This window comes from Streptomyces sp. NPDC015131, assembly GCF_043079975.1.
GTDB lineage: Bacteria > Actinomycetota > Actinomycetes > Streptomycetales > Streptomycetaceae > Streptomyces.
Genome location: NZ_JBIBVB010000001.1, coordinates 508,195 through 523,825 on the forward strand (window position 1 = coordinate 508,195; position 15,631 = coordinate 523,825).

A 15,631-nucleotide genomic window follows, 5' to 3' on the forward strand; every position below is an offset into this window, starting at 1 on the left:
CTAATCGCCGTGCCAGACTGCACCGCATGCGACGTCTGTTCCCTGTGACCGACCGGACCCCCACCGCCACGGAGAGCGAGTGGTCCCTCGACCGGCTGGCCGACGCCTACGCCTACCCGGCGGACGGCGGGCCGTGGCTGCGGGCCAACATGGTGTCGTCCCTGGACGGGGCGGCCCAGCACGACGGGCGCTCCCAGCCCATCTCGTCCGCCACCGACATGCGGATCTTCGGCACCCTGCGGGGCCTGGCCGACGTGGTGATCGTCGGTGCTGAAACGGTACGGCTGGAGGGGTACCGCCCGGCTCGCGCGCGGGACGCCTTCGCCGCGCGGCGGGCGGCGGCCGGGCAGGGCCCCGCGCCCGCGATCGCGGTCGTCAGCGCCTCGCTGAACCTCGACTTCTCCGCACCCCTGTTCACCGGGCCGCTCGTGCCGACCCTGCTGCTCACCGGGTCGGCGGCCCCGCCGGACCGGGTCCGGGAGGCGGAGGCGGCCGGCGCGGAGGTGATCGTCGCGGGGGAGGGGCCGGGCGTCGAGCCGGAGCGGGCGCTCGCCGCGCTGGCCGGGCGCGGGCTGACGCGCCAGCTCACCGAGGGCGGGCCCCGGCTGCTGGGGCAGCTGGTGGAGGCGCGGGTGCTGGACGAGCTGTGCCTGACGGTGTCGCCCACGCTGACCGCCGGGGACGCCCAGCGGATCACGGGCGGCCCGGCGCTGGCGGTCCCGGACCGCTTCGCGCTGGCCTCCCTGCTGGAGGAGGACGGCTTCCTCTTCGGCCGCTGGACCCGGGCCTGACCCACCCGGCCCGCCTCCGGCGCCGGCTCCCGGCCGGGCGCAGGTGCCGGGCAATCAGCGGAATATTCCGTTCCGGATAGGTCCGGCTGGGCAGACTACTGTCGCAACCCCGTGCGGACACGGGGAAGGATGGTTTCCGCAGAAGGGCTCCCAAGTGTTCACAAGCGTTCTGATGATCGAGAAGCCACTGTCGTCCGTGGACGTGGAGTTCGTCACCACTCTCCACGCGGGCGAGGCGATGTCCTTCATCGTGCTGATGCAGCCGCGCGGTGACCAGGCCGTCGTACTCCTGCGAGCCATCGACGACGTCGCCATCGGCGAGCTGAGAGAGGCCGTCAAGGAAGGCGAGGAACCGGAGGGCAGGGCGGCCATGCTCCCCGCCCAGCAGGGGCTGGAGCACTCCCTGCTCGCCCTGCGGGAGGCCGGCTGCGAGGCCGTCGGCCAGGTCGTCGAGGACCACCCCCTGGACAAGCTCAAGGCCGTCGTCGAGGAGTCCGGCGCGGACGAGGTGATCGTGCTGACCAAGCCCCACTACGTCGAGGAGTTCTTCCACCGGGACTGGGCCTCCCGCGCCCGCCACAAGGTGGGCGTGCCGGTGCTCAAGCTCTTCGCGCACAACGACGAGCCCGGCACCGCATAGGCTGGGGCCCTCAGACACGTCGCACACCCGGGAGACACACGCATGGCCCCCGCCCTTCCTGCCGCCATGATTCCTGCCGCCATGGAGCGGCCGCACTTCATCGGCATCGGCGGCGCCGGGATGTCGGGCATCGCCAGGATCCTCGCCCAGCGCGGGGCCGAGGTCGCCGGCAGTGACGCGCGCGAGTCCGAGACCGCCGCGTCCCTGCGGGCCCTCGGCGTGACCGTCCACATCGGCCACGCCGCCGCCAACCTCGCCGAGGACACCACCAGCGTCGTCGTCTCCAGCGCCATCCGCGCGGACAACCCCGAGCTGGCCCGCGCCACCGAGCTGGGCATCCCGGTCGTGCACCGCTCCGACGCGCTCGCCGCCCTGATGACCGGCCTGCGCGCGATCGCCGTGGCCGGCACCCACGGCAAAACCACCACCACCTCCATGCTCGCCGTCGCCCTCACCGAGCTGGGCCTCTCCCCGTCGTACGCCATCGGCGGCGACCTCGCCGGCCCCGGCACCAACGCCCTCCACGGCGAGGGCCCGGTCTTCGTCGCCGAGGCCGACGAGAGCGACCGCAGCTTCCAGAAGTACGACCCCGAGGTCGCCATCGTCCTCAACGTCGAACTGGACCATCACGCCAACTACGCCTCCATGGACGAGATCTACGAGTCCTTCGAGGCGTTCGTCGCCAAGATCCGCCCCGGTGGCACCCTGGTCGTCGGCGAGCACTCCGGCGCCCGCGAACTGGCCCGCCGCGTCGCCGGCCGCGAGGACCTGACGATCATCCGCGTCGGCGAGTCCGACGACTCCGACGCCCGGATCCTCGCCATCACCCCCCAGGGCATGACCAGCGAGGTGACGGTCGCCCTCGACGGCACCGAGCACACCTTCACCGTCTCCGTGCCCGGCCGCCACTACGCCCACAACGCCGCCGCCGCCCTCGCCGCCGGCGCCCGCGCGGGCATCGACCCGGCCGGCCTGGCCCGCGCCCTGACCGCCTACACCGGTGTCGGCCGCCGCCTCCAGCTCAAGGGCGAGGCCGCGGGCGTCCAGGTCATCGACTCGTACGCGCACCACCCCACCGAGATGACCGCCGACCTTGAGGCCATGCGCGGCGCCGCCGGCGACTCCCGCCTCCTCGTGGTCTTCCAGCCGCACCTGTTCTCCCGCACCCAGGAACTGGGCAAGGAGATGGGCCAGGCCCTCGCGCTCGCCGACGCCTCCGCCGTCCTCGACATCTACCCGGCCCGCGAGGACCCGATCCCGGGCGTCACCAGCGCCCTGATCATCGACGCCGCCCGCGCGGCCGGCGCCGACGTCACCGCCGTCCCCGACAAGGACACCGTGCCGGACGTCGTCGCGGGAATGGCCAAGCCCGGTGATCTCGTTCTCACCATGGGCGCCGGGGACGTCACCGACCTCGGCCCCAGGATCCTGGCCCGCCTGGCGGACCGCGACTGAGCGCGAGCCGCGCGACTGAGGGAGAGCACATGGCGTACGACGTCGACAAGCCGGACGAGCAGTGGCGCGCGGAGCTGTCCCCCGAGGAGTACCACGTGCTGCGGGAGGCGGGCACGGAGCGCGCCTTCACCGGTGAGTACACCGACACCAAGACCACGGGCGTCTACTCCTGCCGGGCGTGCGGCGCCGAGCTGTTCACCTCCACCACCAAGTTCGAGTCCCACTGCGGCTGGCCGTCCTTCTACGACCCCAAGGACTCCGACGCGGTCGAGCTGATCGAGGACCGCTCCTTCGGCATGGTCCGCGTCGAGGTCCGGTGCGCCCGGTGCGGGTCGCACCTGGGCCACGTCTTCGAGGGCGAGGGCTACCCGACCCCGACGGACCAGCGCTACTGCATCAACTCGATCTCGCTGCGGCTGACGCCCGACGAGGACTGACCGGGCCGCCCGGCCCCGGGTATGCCTCCGCCCGTGGCCGCCACCGCGGCCCGGGGTATGACCCCGCCCGGGGCCGCCACCGCGGCCCCGGTCCCGGGTCCGGTGCGGGCCCTCCGGCCCACGCGCGTCCGCCAGGCCGCCGAGGCCCAGACCAGCCCGGTCAGCTGGAGCAGGCCGCCGGTGAGCATGACCACCAGGTAGTGCCCGCCGTCAAAGCCGTGGGACAGCACGGACATCAGGACGACCCCGGCCAGGACGAGGCGCACCGGGGCGCTCCACCAGGCACGGCCCGTCCACAGAGCCGACAACGGCGATCTCGCCGCGCGGCTGTTCTCGGCTGCGTTCATGCCCCCAGTTCACCGCGCCGGACCGGTCCGCGTCACTGGTGCTCCCTCCCGCTTCGGGGCGGGGGCTGCCCCCACCCCCCCACCGGGGGCCGGGCCCCGGGAGCCGCCGGCGCGCGGCGGGCCGTCACGCCGGCTGGAGCAGGTCCCAGCGGTTGCCGTACAGGTCCTCGAAGACCGCCACCGAACCGTACGGCTCATGGCGCGGCTCCTCCAGGAACCGCACCCCGGCCGCCAGCATCCGCGCCCGGTCGCCCTCGAAGTCCTCGGTGTGCAGGAAGAACCCCACCCGACCGCCGGTCTGCGCCCCCACGCTCGCCTCCTGCGCCGCGCCCGAAGCGCGCGCCAGCAGCAGCGCGGAGCCGGTGCCCGCGCCCCGGGGACGGACCACCACCCACCGCGACCCGTTCCCGCGATCGGTGTCCTCGACCAGCTCGAAACCGAGGGCGCCGGTGTAGAAGGCGATGGCCTCGTCGTAGTCACGGACGACGAGGGTGACCAGGGCGATGTGCGACATGGACCAGACGTTATACGTATGACACGCGAACTGGCCAGCGACGCCGCGCGCTACGCCCGCACGGGGGCGGCTGCCACACTGCCCGCATGGACCCGCAGCAGCTCGCCCGGCTCACCGCACGCGCCCGGAGCCTCGCCGTCCCCGGCACCCGGCGGATCCTCGGCCTGGCCGGAGCGCCCGGCTCGGGGAAGTCGACCCTGGCGGCCGAGCTGGCCGACCGCCTCGGCGCCCTCGCCGCGCTCGTCCCCATGGACGGCTTCCACCTCGCCCAGGCCGAACTGCGCCGGCTGGGCCGCGCGGAGCGCAAGGGCGCGCCCGACACCTTCGACGCCGCCGGCTACGCCGCCCTCCTCGCCCGGCTGCGGCACCCCGCACCGGACACCGTGGTGTACGCCCCGGCCTTCGACCGGAGCCTGGAGGAGCCGGTCGCCGGCAGCGTCCCCGTCGCCCCGGACGTACCGCTGGTGATCACCGAGGGGAACTACCTGCTGCACGGCGACGGGCCCTGGGCGGCGGTGCGCCCCCTGCTGGACGAGGTCTGGTTCCTCGACCTGGACGACCGGAGCCGTGTGCGACGGCTCGTCGACCGGCACGTCCGGTTCGGCAGGGAACGCCCGGAGGCCGAGCGCTGGGTGGCCCGGTCCGACGAGGCCAACGCCCGGCTCGTCGCCGCCGGGCGCGGCCTCGCCGACCTCGTCGTACCGATGGACTGACCAGGCCCGGGGCCCGGCCGGACAGCCCCCAGGGCAGCCCTCACGCCCCGATGTACTGCGCGAGGTGCTCGCCGGTGAGGGTGGAGCGGGCCGCGACCAGGTCGGCCGGCGTCCCCTCGAAGACCACCTCGCCGCCGTCGTGACCGGCGCCCGGACCGAGGTCGATGATCCAGTCGGCGTGCGCCATGACGGCCTGGTGGTGCTCGATCACGATGACCGACTTCCCGGCGTCCACCAGCCGGTCGAGCAGGCCGAGCAGCTGCTCCACATCGGCGAGGTGCAGACCGGTCGTCGGCTCGTCCAGGACGTACACCCCGCCCTTCTCGCCCATGTGCGTGGCCAGCTTCAGGCGCTGCCGCTCGCCGCCCGACAGCGTCGTCAGCGGCTGCCCGAGGGTGAGGTAGCCGAGGCCGACATCGGCGAGCCGCTCCAGGATCTTGTGGGCGGCCGGGGTGCGGGCCTCGCCCTCCCCGAAGAACTCCGCCGCCTCCGCCACCGACATCCCCAGCACCTCGCTGATGTCCCGGCCGCCGAGGTGGTGGTCGAGGACCGACGCCTGGAACCGCTTGCCGCCGCAGTCCTCACAGGTGGTGGCGACCCCGGCCATCATCGCCAGGTCGGTGTAGAGCACCCCGGCACCGTTGCAGGTCGGGCAGGCGCCCTCGGAGTTGGCGCTGAACAGCGCCGGCTTGACCCCGTTGGCCTTGGCGAACGCCTTGCGGATCGGGTCGAGCAGCCCGGTGTACGTGGCCGGGTTGCTCCGCCGCGAGCCGCGGATCGGGCTCTGGTCGACCGAGACCACGCCCTCGCCCGCCGCTCCGGAACGCGCCACCATCGAGCCGTGGATCAGCGAGCTCTTGCCGGAGCCCGCCACACCGGTGACCACACAGAGCACACCCAGGGGGACGTCCACGTCGACGTCCCGCAGGTTGTTGGCGCTCGCGCCCCTGATCTCCAGCGCCCCGCTGGGCTCGCGCACCGTCTCCTTGAGCGACGCGCGGTCGTCCAGGTGGCGGCCGGTGACCGAGTCGCCCGCGCGCAGCCCCTCGACGGTCCCCTCGTAGCAGACGGTGCCGCCCGCCGTACCGGCGCCCGGGCCGAGGTCGACGATGTGGTCGGCGATCGCGATCGTCTCGGGCTTGTGCTCCACGACGAGCACCGTGTTGCCCTTGTCGCGCAGCCGCAGCAGCAGGCTGTTCATCCGCTCGATGTCGTGCGGATGGAGGCCCACGGTCGGCTCGTCGAAGACATAGGTGACGTCCGTCAGCGCCGAGCCCAGGTGGCGGATCATCTTGACCCGCTGGGCCTCGCCGCCCGAGAGGGAGCCGGAGGCCCGGTCCAGCGCCAGGTAGCCGAGGCCGATCTCCACGAACGAGTCCAGGGTGTGCTGGAGCTTTCCGAGCAGCGGCGCGACCGACGGCTCGTTCAGCTTGCGGACCCAGTCGGCCAGGTCGCGGATCTCCATGGCGCAGGCGTCGGCGATGGAGATGCCGGCGACCTTCGACGCGCGGGCGCCCTCGCTCAGCCGGGAGCCGTCGCACTCGGGGCAGGTGGCGAAGGTGACGGCCCGCTCCACGAACGCCCGGATGTGCGGCTGCATCGCCTCCTTGTCCTTGGACAGGAAGGACTTCTGGATCTTCGGGATCAGCCCCTCGTAGGTGAGGTTGACGCCGTTGACCTTGACCTTGGTCGGCTCCCGGTAGAGGAAGTCGTGCATCTCCTTCTTGGTGAACCGGCGGATCGGCTTGTGCGGGTCGAGGAAGCCCGACTCGGCGTAGATCCCGACCGTCCACACGTTGTCCGACTTCCAGCCGGGGATGGTGAACGCGCCCTCCGCGATCGACTTGGAGTCGTCGTAGAGCTGGGTGAGGTCGATGTCGGAGACCTTGCCCCGGCCCTCGCAGCGGACGCACATGCCGCCGACGCGCTCGAAGGTGGCCTTCTCGGCCTTGGTCTTCTCACCGCGCTGGACGGTGATCGCGCCGCTCGCCCGGACCGAGGCGGTGTTGAAGGAGTACGCGCTGGGCGGGCCGATGTTCGGCTTGCCGAGCCGGCTGAACAGGATCCGCAGCATCGCGTTGGCGTCGGTGGCCGTGCCGACGGTGGAGCGGGGGTCGGCGCCCATCCGCTGCTGGTCGACGGTGATTGCGGTGGTCAGGCCGTCGAGGACGTCGACGTCGGGCCGGTCGAGCGTGGGCATGAAGCCCTGGACGAAGGCGCTGTACGTCTCGTTGATCAACCGCTGCGACTCGGCGGCGATCGTGTCGAACACCAGCGAGCTCTTGCCCGAGCCGGAGACACCGGTGAACACCGTCAGCCGGCGCTTCGGGATCTCGATGCTGACGTCCTTGAGATTGTTCTCCCGCGCCCCGTGCACCCGGATCAGGTCGTGGCTGTCGGCGGCGTGCGACGCGGACGCCCGGGTGTCTGTTCTCCTGGCCCTGCTCATCGTGTCTCCATCCGTTGGGCGGGACCGCCCGCGCGGTCCTCATGGACGTCCCCCGCTCGAACCGACGAGCATGAGAGTACGTGTGGTGCTGCTGGGGCGAAACCGCCCCAGTTTCCTTTTTGTCCCGGTCCCGGGTCTCCTGCTCGTCGCCCCGGGTCCAGGCGCCCCCGAGCGCCGCGGGCCGTGTCCCGCCGTGCCCCTCGCACGCTACGGGTGCGGCGCCCCCGCGCGCTTCTTCGATCCTGACGGACCGCCCCGGACCCTCAGTCGTCCGCCAGCAGGACGCACGACTCCGGCGGCAGGGTCATCACCCCGTCGCCGTTCGGCATCTCCACCGGCTCCCAGGCCGCCAGGACCCGCCCCCGGGTGCCGAGCGGGATCCTGGCCGGCTCCTTCCCCACGTTGACCGCCAGCCGCAGGTCACCGCGCCGGTACGCCAGCCAGCGGCCCTCCTCGTCGAACGCCACCCGCACCGCCGCCAGGTCCGGGTCGGTCAGGTCCGGCTGGGCGGCCCGCAGCGCGATCAGCCGCCGGTACCAGTCGAGCAGCCGGGCGTGCGGCTCCCGGTCCCGCTCCGCCCAGTCCAGGCACGAGCGGTCCCGCGTGGCCGGGTCCTGCGGGTCCGGCACGTCCTCCTCCGCCCAGCCGTGCTCGGCGAACTCCCGGCGCCGGCCGTTGCGGACCGCCTCCGCCAGCTCCGGGTCCGTGTGGTCGGTGAAGAACTGCCACGGCGTGCCCGCGCCCCACTCCTCGCCCATGAAGAGCATCGGGGTGAACGGCCCGGTCAGCACCAGCGCCGCCGCGCACGCCAGCAGCCCCGGGGAGCAGGACGCCGACAGCCGGTCGCCGGTCGCCCGGTTGCCCACCTGGTCGTGGGTCTGGGTGTACGCCAGGAAGCGGTGCGCCGGGGTCCTGGACCGGTCCACGGGCCGGCCGTGGACGCGGCCCCGGAAGGTGGAGTACGTGCCGTCGTGGAAGAAGACGTGCCCCAGGGTCTTGGCGAGCGCGGTCAGCGGCGCCCGGGCGAAGTCCGCGTAGTAGCCCTGCGCCTCGCCGGTCAGCGCCGTGTGCAGGGCGTGGTGGAAGTCGTCGTTCCACTGGGCGTGCAGCCCCAGGCCGCCCTCCGCGCGCGGGGTGGTGGTGCGCGGGTCGGCCAGGTCGGACTCGGCGATCAGGAACAGCTCGCGGCCCTGCTCGGCGCCCAGCCCGTCCACGGCGGCGGACAGCTCCTCCAGGAAGGTCAGCGCCCGGGTGTCGGCCAGCGCGTGCACCGCGTCCAGCCGCAGCCCGTCGATCCGGTAGTCGCGCAGCCAGGCCAGGGCGCTGCCCAGCAGGAAGGCCCGCACCTCGTCCGAACCGGGCGCGTCCAGATTCACCGCCGCGCCCCACGGCGTGTGGTGGGTGTCGGTGAAGTACGGACCGAAGGACGGGAGGTAGTTGCCGGAGGGGCCCAGGTGGTTGTGGACCACGTCCAGCACCACGCCCAGGCCCAGTCCGTGCGCGGTGTCGACGAAGCGCTTCAGCGCCTCCGGCCCGCCGTACGGCTCGTGGACCGCCCAGAGCGACACCCCTTCGTACCCCCACCCGTGCCGGCCGGGGAAGGGGCACAGCGGCATCAGCTCCACATGTGTGATGCCCAGGTCCACCAGGTGGTCCAGCCGCGCCGCGGCGGCGTCCAGGGTGCCCTCCGGGGTGTACGTGCCGATGTGCAGCTCGTACAGCACGGCACCCCTCAGCCCGCGCGCCGGGGCCTCGTGCCGCCAGGTGAACGCGGCGTGGTCCACCACCGCGCTCGGCCCGTCGGGCCCGTCCGGCTGGCGCCTCGACCGGGGGTCGGGCAGCACGGGGCCGCCGTCCAGCACATAGCCGTACCGGTCGCCGGCGGCGGCCTCCACCTCGGCCGTCCACCAGCCGTCCCGCTCGGGGTCGCGCGCCAAGGGGTGCCCCACCCCCCGGAGTTGGAGCTCGGCCCGGTCCTGCGCCTGCGGTGCCCACACCTCGAACAGCACTGGTGATCCCCTCGTCGTCGTCGCGCCCAATCCTGGCAATTCCGGGAACGGGAAGCACGACACTCGGCCGAACGAACCGCGTGCGTCACACCATCCACGTCACGCCGTGCGCAGCCCCCCGCTGATCACGTACCAAGACCGTACCAACGGGGTCCGACAACGGGGCCCGTCTGGACACTCCGGGCCGCCCCGGCCGACAATCCCGTCTGTGACGTCCGCTTTCGATCCCCACGCGCTCCCCGCCCGGCTGTCCGACGCCGAACGGGACCGCGCGCTGGGCCTGCTGAGAGAAGGCGCCGCACAGGGCAAGCTGTCGCACGACACGTTCCTGCGGCGCATGGAGCTGGCCCTCGCCGCCCGCCGCCCCGACGAGCTGGCGGTGCTCACCGCCGACCTGCGCCCGGAGGGCCGCTGGTCGCAGCGGGTGTTCGGCACGGTCGAACGGATGTCGGCCTTCACCGTACGGCTGCGCCGGGCGTGGCAGGCGGAGAAGCTGCCCAAGCTGCTGCTCCCCGAACCGGGACCGCACCCCCTGCGGATAGGCAGGGACCCGGTCAACGGGCTGCGGCTCAGCCATGAGACGGTCTCGCGCCGGCACGCCGAGCTGAGCCTCCAGAACGGTGCGTGGGTGCTGCGCGACCTCGGCTCCACCAATGGCACCACCGTCAACGGCCGGCGGGTGACCGGCACGGTGGTCGTCGAGGCCGGCGACATGGTGGCTTTCGGGGACATGACCTTCCGCCTCGCCGGCCGCTGAAAGCCCCGCGCGAAACCCTGGCGGCCGGACCCGTGACATTGACGCGCCGGCCACGCCCCGAAAAGGGCGTGGCCGGCGTTCTGCCGCTCTAGAGAATTTCGATGGAATTCACCTTCGGGGGCCGGTTCGGGAAGGTGATGTCGGTCCAGCGGTTGATCCTCACCGAATCGCCGTTGGCGTCGTAGTAGATGAGGTCGTTGTTCCCCGTCGAGATCCTGTCGACCCACCACCCGCCGAAGTCCATACGGCCGCGGTTCGCGTAGCAGTCCACGCTGTGGCGCCCGCCGCCGCTGTGCGACCAGATCTTCAGGAAGTTCTCACCCCCACGGCATTCGACCTCGTTGATGGCGTAGGCGTTCCCGGCCGGCAGCATCACCGTGAACGCCGCGGCCGCGGAAACCGCCACGACCGCCGAGCGCACGGCCTTCTTCGTCTTCGCGAGCACGCATTCTCCCCTGGTTCGCTTGTCGTCTGCGCACAGCACTCATACGCACGCCGCTCATACGCACGGCATTGATGCGCATAGCGCTTGTGCGCACAGTACTTTTGCGCACGGCGCTTATGCGCACAGCGGTCATGAGCACCCACGTGGTGTGGACCACCCGTATGCGCACTACGACGATCCAGGGAAACCGCTGTACATGGCAATCTGTTGCCGGATTCCCGGCCGGAATGGCCCCTCTAATGTCCAGATAGATGTTCCGGCGGGAAAAATGCCGGTCACCCGGCGTTTTATCAATTCTCCGGTACGGGACGGCGGCTGAGCAGCGCCACCGGCCGGTCCGCGAACAGCTCCGCCAGCGGCAGCGGGGCGCCGCCACCGGCGAACTCCCGGCCCGGCTCCAGGACGTCGTACCACCGGCCCTCCGGCAGCGGCAGGACGGTGCCGCCCCAGCCGCCGCCCTCGGTGAGCCGCAGCGACAGCCGGGTCACCGCCGTGATCGCCTCGCCCGACCGGCAGAACGCCACACAGTGCCCGGCCGCCGGGCCGCTCGCCGCCAGTGGTGCGTACGTCCCCGCCGGGCCGAACACCTCGGGGTGGTCGCGCCGGAGCCGCAGCGCCGCGCGCGTGAGGGCGGTTTTCTCGTCCGGCGGGCCCTGCCGGAACGGCCGCCGATTGTCCGGGTCGACCAGGGCCAGGTACACCCGTTCGGTCTCCTGGTACAGGTCCGGCACGCCCGGCATGGTGAGGTGCAGCAGCGCGGCGCCCAGCGTGTTCGCCCGTACGTACGCCTCCAGTTCGCGCGCCAGGTCGGAGACGGCCGGGAAGCCCGGACCGGCCGGGCCCTCCTCCACGAAGTCCAGCACCGCCTGCTCGTACGCCGGGTCCTGCTCCGTCCAGCTGGTGTGCAGCCCCGCCTCCCGCACCGCCTTCAGGACGGCGGGCGCCAGCCGGTCCCCGGCCGGGCCGCCCAGGCCCAGCGCCGTCTGCCACGCCACCCACGCCGTCTGGCCGTCCGGGGCGGGCGTCCGGGCCACGTCGTCCAGCAGCTTGGCCCACCGCTGCGGGCACTCCGAGAGGACCGCGATCCGCGCCCGTACGTCCCCGCTCCGCTTGGTGTCGTGCGTGGACAGCACCGTGCCGGTGGCCGGCCAGTCCCGGGCCAGCCGCGCGCAGTACGCGTGGAACGCCTCCGGGGTCACCGCCGGCTCGCCCGGCTCCCCGCCCACCTCGTTCGCCGACACCAGCGGGGTGTACCGGTAGAAGGCCAGGTCCTCGACCGACTTGGCGCGCAGCGCGGACGACGTCTGGGCGAACCGGGTCATGAACGCCCGGTGCCCCGGCCCGTCACCCAGCCGGCCCAGCGCCAGGTCCCGTACCACGTCCACGGCCGCGGCCTCCTCGGGGACGGTGAACGACTCCCGGGCCTCCCGCGCGGCCTCCTCCGTCAGCACGTCCTCGGCGCCGGGCCCGTACGGGCGGTAGACCGGCACCCGGATCAGCAGCTCCCGGACGGCGGCGCGCAGCGCCCACGGCGCGTGGTCCCGCAGAGCCGGATCCGCCTCGCACACGGTGGCGGCCGTCCGGGTCAGGTACGCCACCTCGGAGGCCAGCGCGTGCGTGACCACCTTGTACGCGGCCCGGCGGGCGGTCGCCTCCCAGTGGCCGCCCCGGTCCCCGGCGGGCCGGGCGAACCGCCGGTAGTGCTCCGCCAGTTCCGCCGCCCCGTCCGGGTCCACGAACAGCCCGTCGATCCGCCGCAGCGCGTCATAGCCGGTGGTGCCGGCGACCGGCCACCGCCCGGGCAGCCGCTCCTCGCCGGTGAGGATCTTCTCGACGACGATCCAGCAGCCGCCGCCGGTCGCCCGGTCCAGCTCCCTCAGGTACGCCTTGGGGTCGGCGAGCCCGTCCGGGTGGTCGATCCGCAGGCCGTCGATCACCCCGTCGCGCACCAGCTCCACGATCTTGGCGTGGGTCGCCCGGAAGACCTCCGGGTCCTCGACCCGTACGCCGATCAGGTCCGAGATGGTGAAGAACCGCCGGTAGTTCAGCTCCGTACGGGCCAGCCGCCACCAGGCGAGCCGGTACCACTGGGCGTCCAGCACCTCGGGCAGCGCCATGTGCTCCGTACCCGGTCGCAGCGGGAACTCCTGCTCGCCGTACCGCAGCGTCCCGCCCTCGACCCGCATCCCCTCCAGCTCGTCCCCGAGGCGCCCGCCCAGCACCGGCAGCAGCACCTTGCCGCCGCCCGCGGCCCAGTCGATGTCGAACCAGCGCGCGTACGGGGACGAGGGGCCCTCGCGCAGCACCTCCCACAGCGCCCGGTTGTGGCGCGGCGACGCGGCCATGTGGTTGGGCACCAGGTCCACCACCAGGCCCAGTCCGTGCGCGCGGGCGGTGCGGGCGAGGGCCCGCAGCCCCTCCTCGCCGCCCAGTTCCCCGCGCACGCGCGCGTGGTCGGTGACGTCGTAGCCGTGGCCGGAGCCGGGCACCGCCTCCAGGACCGGGGACAGGTGCAGGTGCGAGATCCCGAGCGAGGCGAGGTGGGGGACCGCCTCGGCGGCGGCGGCGAAGGGGAAGTCGGGCTGGATCTGGAGCCGGTAGGTCGAGTTCGGCGTCATGCGGACGTAGGTACCCGCTCGGACGGCCGATGTGTCATCGGGTGATGCGATTTACGCCCCACGCCACGCCGCGCCCACCGGCGCGGAGGAACGGCCGGCCCGGGCCGCGCGCCGCACAGCCCGCGCCCCGCCCCGTCGCCGGGGCCGGTCCGCGGCCCGCCCCGCCCGGGCGGGCCGCACAGCTCCCACCGGGCGGAGCCCCGGCCGGACGGAGCCGGTCAGGCGGGGCGGCGGAGCACCGTCAGGCTGCGGCCGACCAGGGTGAGCCGGTCCCCGGCGGCGACCTTGGCGCCCTGGCCCGGCTGGAGGCCCTCGGGGACGGCGGTGTCCACCACCACCTGCCACTGGCGCCCGTGGTTGACCGGGACGACGAAGTCCAGGTCCTCCGCGCTGGCGTTGAACATCAGCAGGAACGAGTCGTCCGTGATCCGTTCCGCGCGCGGCCCCGGCTCCGAGATCGCGCTGCCGTTGAGGAACACCGACAGGGCCTTGGCGTGCGCCACCTGCCAGTCCTGGGCGGTCATCTCCTCACCCTCGGGGGTGAACCAGTTGATGTCCGACAGCTCGTCGTGCGTGCCCTCGACCGGCCGGCCGTGGAAGAAGCGGCGGCGCCGGAAGACGGGGTGGTCCCGCCGCAGCCACACCATCGAACGGGTGAACTCCAGCAGCGAGCGGGCCGCCTCGGAGTCGTCGTCCGGCCAGCGCACCCAGGCGACCTCGTTGTCCTGGCAGTACGCGTTGTTGTTGCCGCCCTGCGTCCGCCCGAACTCGTCGCCGTGGCTCAGCATCGGCACGCCCTGCGACAGCATCAGGGTGGCGATGAAGTTGCGCATCTGGCGCATGCGCAGCTCGAGGATCCGCTCGTCGTCCGTCTCGCCCTCGGCGCCGCAGTTCCAGGACCGGTTGTGGCTCTCGCCGTCCCGGTTGCCCTCGCCGTTGGCCTCGTTGTGCTTCTCGTTGTAGGAGACCAGGTCGTGCATCGTGAAGCCGTCGTGGCAGGTCACGAAGTTGACGGAGGCGATCGGGCGCCTGCCGTCGTCCTGGTAGAGGTCGGACGAGCCGGTCAGCCGTGACGCGAACTCGGCGAGCGTACGCGGTTCGCCGCGCCACAGGTCCCGCACCGTGTCGCGGTACTTGCCGTTCCACTCGGTCCACAGCGGCGGGAAGTTGCCCACCTGGTAGCCGCCCTCGCCGACGTCCCAGGGCTCGGCGATCAGCTTGACCTGGCTGACCACCGGGTCCTGCTGGACCAGGTCGAAGAACGACGACAGCCGGTCCACCTCGTGGAACTGGCGGGCGAGGGTCGCCGCCAGGTCGAAGCGGAAGCCGTCGACGTGCATCTCCGTCACCCAGTACCGCAGTGAGTCCATGATCAGCTGGAGCACGTGCGGCGACCGCATCAGCAGCGAGTTCCCGGTACCGGTGGTGTCCATGTAGTACCGGGGGTCGTCGGTGAGACGGTAGTACGAACTGTTGTCCAGGCCCCGGAAGGACAGGGTGGGGCCCAGGTGGTTGCCCTCGGCGGTGTGGTTGTAGACCACGTCCAGGATGACCTCGATGCCCGCCTGGTGCAGGGCGCGCACCGCCGACTTGAACTCCAGGACCTGCTGGCCGCGGTCGCCCCAGGAGGCGTACGCGTTGTGGGGGGCGAAGAAGCCGATGGTGTTGTAGCCCCAGTAGTTGGCCATCCCGGAGTCGACCAGGCGGTGGTCGTTGACGAACTGGTGCACCGGCATCAGCTCCAGCGCCGTGACGCCCAGCTCGGTCAGGTGCTCGATCACGGCGGGGTGGGCGAGCCCGGCGTAGGTGCCGCGCAGCTCCTCCGGCAGCGCCGGGTGGAGCATCGTCAGGCCCTTCACATGCGCTTCATAGATCACCGTCCGGTGGTAGTCGGTACGCGGCGGCCGGTCGTCGCCCCAGTCGAAGTACGGGTTGACGACCACGGACGTCATCGTGTGGGGCGCCGAGTCGAGGTCGTTGCGGGAGTCCGGCCTGCCGAAGTGGTAGCCGTACACCGCCTCGCCCCAGTCGATGGCGCCGGCCACCGCCCGCGCGTACGGATCGAGGAGGAGTTTCGCGGAGTTGCAGCGCTGCCCGTTCTCCGGCGCGTACGGTCCGTGGGCCCGGAACCCGTACCGCTGCCCCGGCATCACGCCGGGCAGGTACGCGTGCCGTACGAACGCGTCGGTCTCGCGCAGCTCCACCGCGGTCTCGGAGCCGTCGTCGTGGAGCAGACACAGCTCGATTCGGTCGGCGGCCTCCGAGAAGACCGCGAAGTTGGTTCCGGCGCCGTCGTAGGTGGCACCGAGGGGATACGCCTGTCCCGGCCAGACCTGCATAGATAAGACTCTTCCACTTCTGATCCGGCTGATGGGTGTCACTTGAGCCAGAATCCTCCCCGAAAGTGGTGCCCACTCCTAGGACTTCGACCGGTCCTACCGGGTGACCACGGGGTA

13 protein-coding genes are annotated in these 15,631 nt (G+C 72.6%); 6 read left to right on the plus strand and 7 right to left on the minus strand.

Features of this window, described 5'->3' with window-relative positions:
* Positions 1-26: 26 nt before the first annotated feature.
* From ACF08D_RS01905 to msrB, 4 genes are all read left to right on the plus strand, one after another.
* Entirely contained in the window at positions 27-791 is a 765-nt protein-coding gene (locus ACF08D_RS01905) for a pyrimidine reductase family protein (protein ID WP_392220522.1), read from the plus strand.
* Between the two features lie 154 nt (positions 792-945).
* On the plus strand, positions 946-1,431 hold the full coding sequence (locus ACF08D_RS01910; protein WP_392220523.1) for an indole-3-glycerol phosphate synthase: 486 nt from the start codon (positions 946-948) through the stop codon (positions 1,429-1,431).
* A 42-nt stretch (positions 1,432-1,473) separates the two neighbouring features.
* Positions 1,474-2,886, plus strand: coding sequence for a UDP-N-acetylmuramate--L-alanine ligase (gene murC, locus ACF08D_RS01915; protein ID WP_392220525.1), 1,413 nt, complete (start codon positions 1,474-1,476; stop codon positions 2,884-2,886).
* A 29-nt stretch (positions 2,887-2,915) separates the two neighbouring features.
* On the plus strand, positions 2,916-3,323 hold the full coding sequence (gene msrB / locus ACF08D_RS01920) for a peptide-methionine (R)-S-oxide reductase MsrB (RefSeq protein WP_392220527.1): 408 nt from the start codon (positions 2,916-2,918) through the stop codon (positions 3,321-3,323).
* Here msrB and ACF08D_RS01925 read toward each other — a convergent pair.
* Both ACF08D_RS01925 and ACF08D_RS01930 read right to left on the minus strand, forming a co-directional pair.
* The gene (locus ACF08D_RS01925; RefSeq protein WP_392220529.1) at positions 3,275-3,670 is read right to left on the minus strand and encodes a hypothetical protein; all 396 of its coding nucleotides are present in this window, start codon (positions 3,668-3,670) and stop codon (positions 3,275-3,277) included. The genes msrB and ACF08D_RS01925 overlap by 49 nt on opposite strands.
* Before the next feature lie 124 nt (positions 3,671-3,794).
* Positions 3,795-4,184, minus strand: a complete 390-nt coding sequence (locus ACF08D_RS01930) for a VOC family protein (RefSeq protein ID WP_392220530.1) — start codon at positions 4,182-4,184, stop codon at positions 3,795-3,797.
* An 86-nt stretch (positions 4,185-4,270) separates the two neighbouring features.
* Here ACF08D_RS01930 and ACF08D_RS01935 point away from each other — a divergent pair, with 86 nt between their 5' ends.
* Complete coding sequence (locus ACF08D_RS01935; RefSeq protein ID WP_392220531.1) at positions 4,271-4,897, plus strand: nucleoside/nucleotide kinase family protein; 627 nt, start codon at positions 4,271-4,273, stop codon at positions 4,895-4,897.
* A gap of 40 nt (positions 4,898-4,937) precedes the next feature.
* Here ACF08D_RS01935 and ACF08D_RS01940 read toward each other — a convergent pair whose 3' ends face one another.
* Positions 4,938-7,346, minus strand: a complete 2,409-nt coding sequence (locus ACF08D_RS01940) for an ATP-binding cassette domain-containing protein (protein WP_392220533.1) — start codon at positions 7,344-7,346, stop codon at positions 4,938-4,940.
* Positions 7,347-7,609: 263 nt separating this feature from the next.
* Positions 7,610-9,355 (minus strand): malto-oligosyltrehalose trehalohydrolase, encoded by a 1,746-nt coding sequence (gene treZ, locus ACF08D_RS01945; RefSeq protein ID WP_392220534.1) that lies wholly within the window; start codon positions 9,353-9,355, stop codon positions 7,610-7,612.
* 208 nt (positions 9,356-9,563) lie between these two features.
* Between treZ and ACF08D_RS01950 the strand changes: the two genes are divergently transcribed.
* On the plus strand, positions 9,564-10,112 hold the full coding sequence (locus ACF08D_RS01950; RefSeq protein WP_392220535.1) for a DUF1707 and FHA domain-containing protein: 549 nt from the start codon (positions 9,564-9,566) through the stop codon (positions 10,110-10,112).
* Between the two features lie 88 nt (positions 10,113-10,200).
* Here the strand turns inward: ACF08D_RS01950 and ACF08D_RS01955 are convergent, their stop codons facing one another.
* From ACF08D_RS01955 to glgX, 3 genes are all read right to left on the minus strand, one after another.
* Positions 10,201-10,557, minus strand: coding sequence for a beta/gamma crystallin domain-containing protein (locus tag ACF08D_RS01955; protein ID WP_392220536.1), 357 nt, complete (start codon positions 10,555-10,557; stop codon positions 10,201-10,203).
* Between the two features lie 290 nt (positions 10,558-10,847).
* Complete coding sequence (gene treY / locus ACF08D_RS01960) at positions 10,848-13,175, minus strand: malto-oligosyltrehalose synthase (RefSeq protein ID WP_392220537.1); 2,328 nt, start codon at positions 13,173-13,175, stop codon at positions 10,848-10,850.
* A gap of 218 nt (positions 13,176-13,393) precedes the next feature.
* Positions 13,394-15,514: a glycogen debranching protein GlgX gene (glgX, locus tag ACF08D_RS01965; RefSeq protein ID WP_392220538.1), complete on the minus strand. Its 2,121-nt coding sequence runs from the start codon at positions 15,512-15,514 to the stop codon at positions 13,394-13,396.
* Positions 15,515-15,631: the final 117 nt, after the last annotated feature.

Excerpts from the sequence above, each read along its gene's own strand:
- murC (WP_392220525.1), top strand. The coding sequence starts at position 1,474 with ATGGCCCCCGCCCTTCCTGCCGCCATGATTCCTGCCGCCATGGAGCGG.
- ACF08D_RS01940 (WP_392220533.1), bottom strand. The coding sequence starts at position 7,346 with ATGAGCAGGGCCAGGAGAACAGACACCCGGGCGTCCGCGTCGCACGCC.
- ACF08D_RS01930 (WP_392220530.1), bottom strand. The coding sequence starts at position 4,184 with ATGTCGCACATCGCCCTGGTCACCCTCGTCGTCCGTGACTACGACGAG.
- glgX (WP_392220538.1), bottom strand. The coding sequence starts at position 15,514 with ATGCAGGTCTGGCCGGGACAGGCGTATCCCCTCGGTGCCACCTACGAC.
- ACF08D_RS01925 (WP_392220529.1), bottom strand. The coding sequence starts at position 3,670 with ATGAACGCAGCCGAGAACAGCCGCGCGGCGAGATCGCCGTTGTCGGCT.
- msrB (WP_392220527.1), top strand. The coding sequence starts at position 2,916 with ATGGCGTACGACGTCGACAAGCCGGACGAGCAGTGGCGCGCGGAGCTG.
- ACF08D_RS01935 (WP_392220531.1), top strand. The coding sequence starts at position 4,271 with ATGGACCCGCAGCAGCTCGCCCGGCTCACCGCACGCGCCCGGAGCCTC.
- treY (WP_392220537.1), bottom strand. The coding sequence starts at position 13,175 with ATGACGCCGAACTCGACCTACCGGCTCCAGATCCAGCCCGACTTCCCC.
- ACF08D_RS01905 (WP_392220522.1), top strand. The coding sequence starts at position 27 with ATGCGACGTCTGTTCCCTGTGACCGACCGGACCCCCACCGCCACGGAG.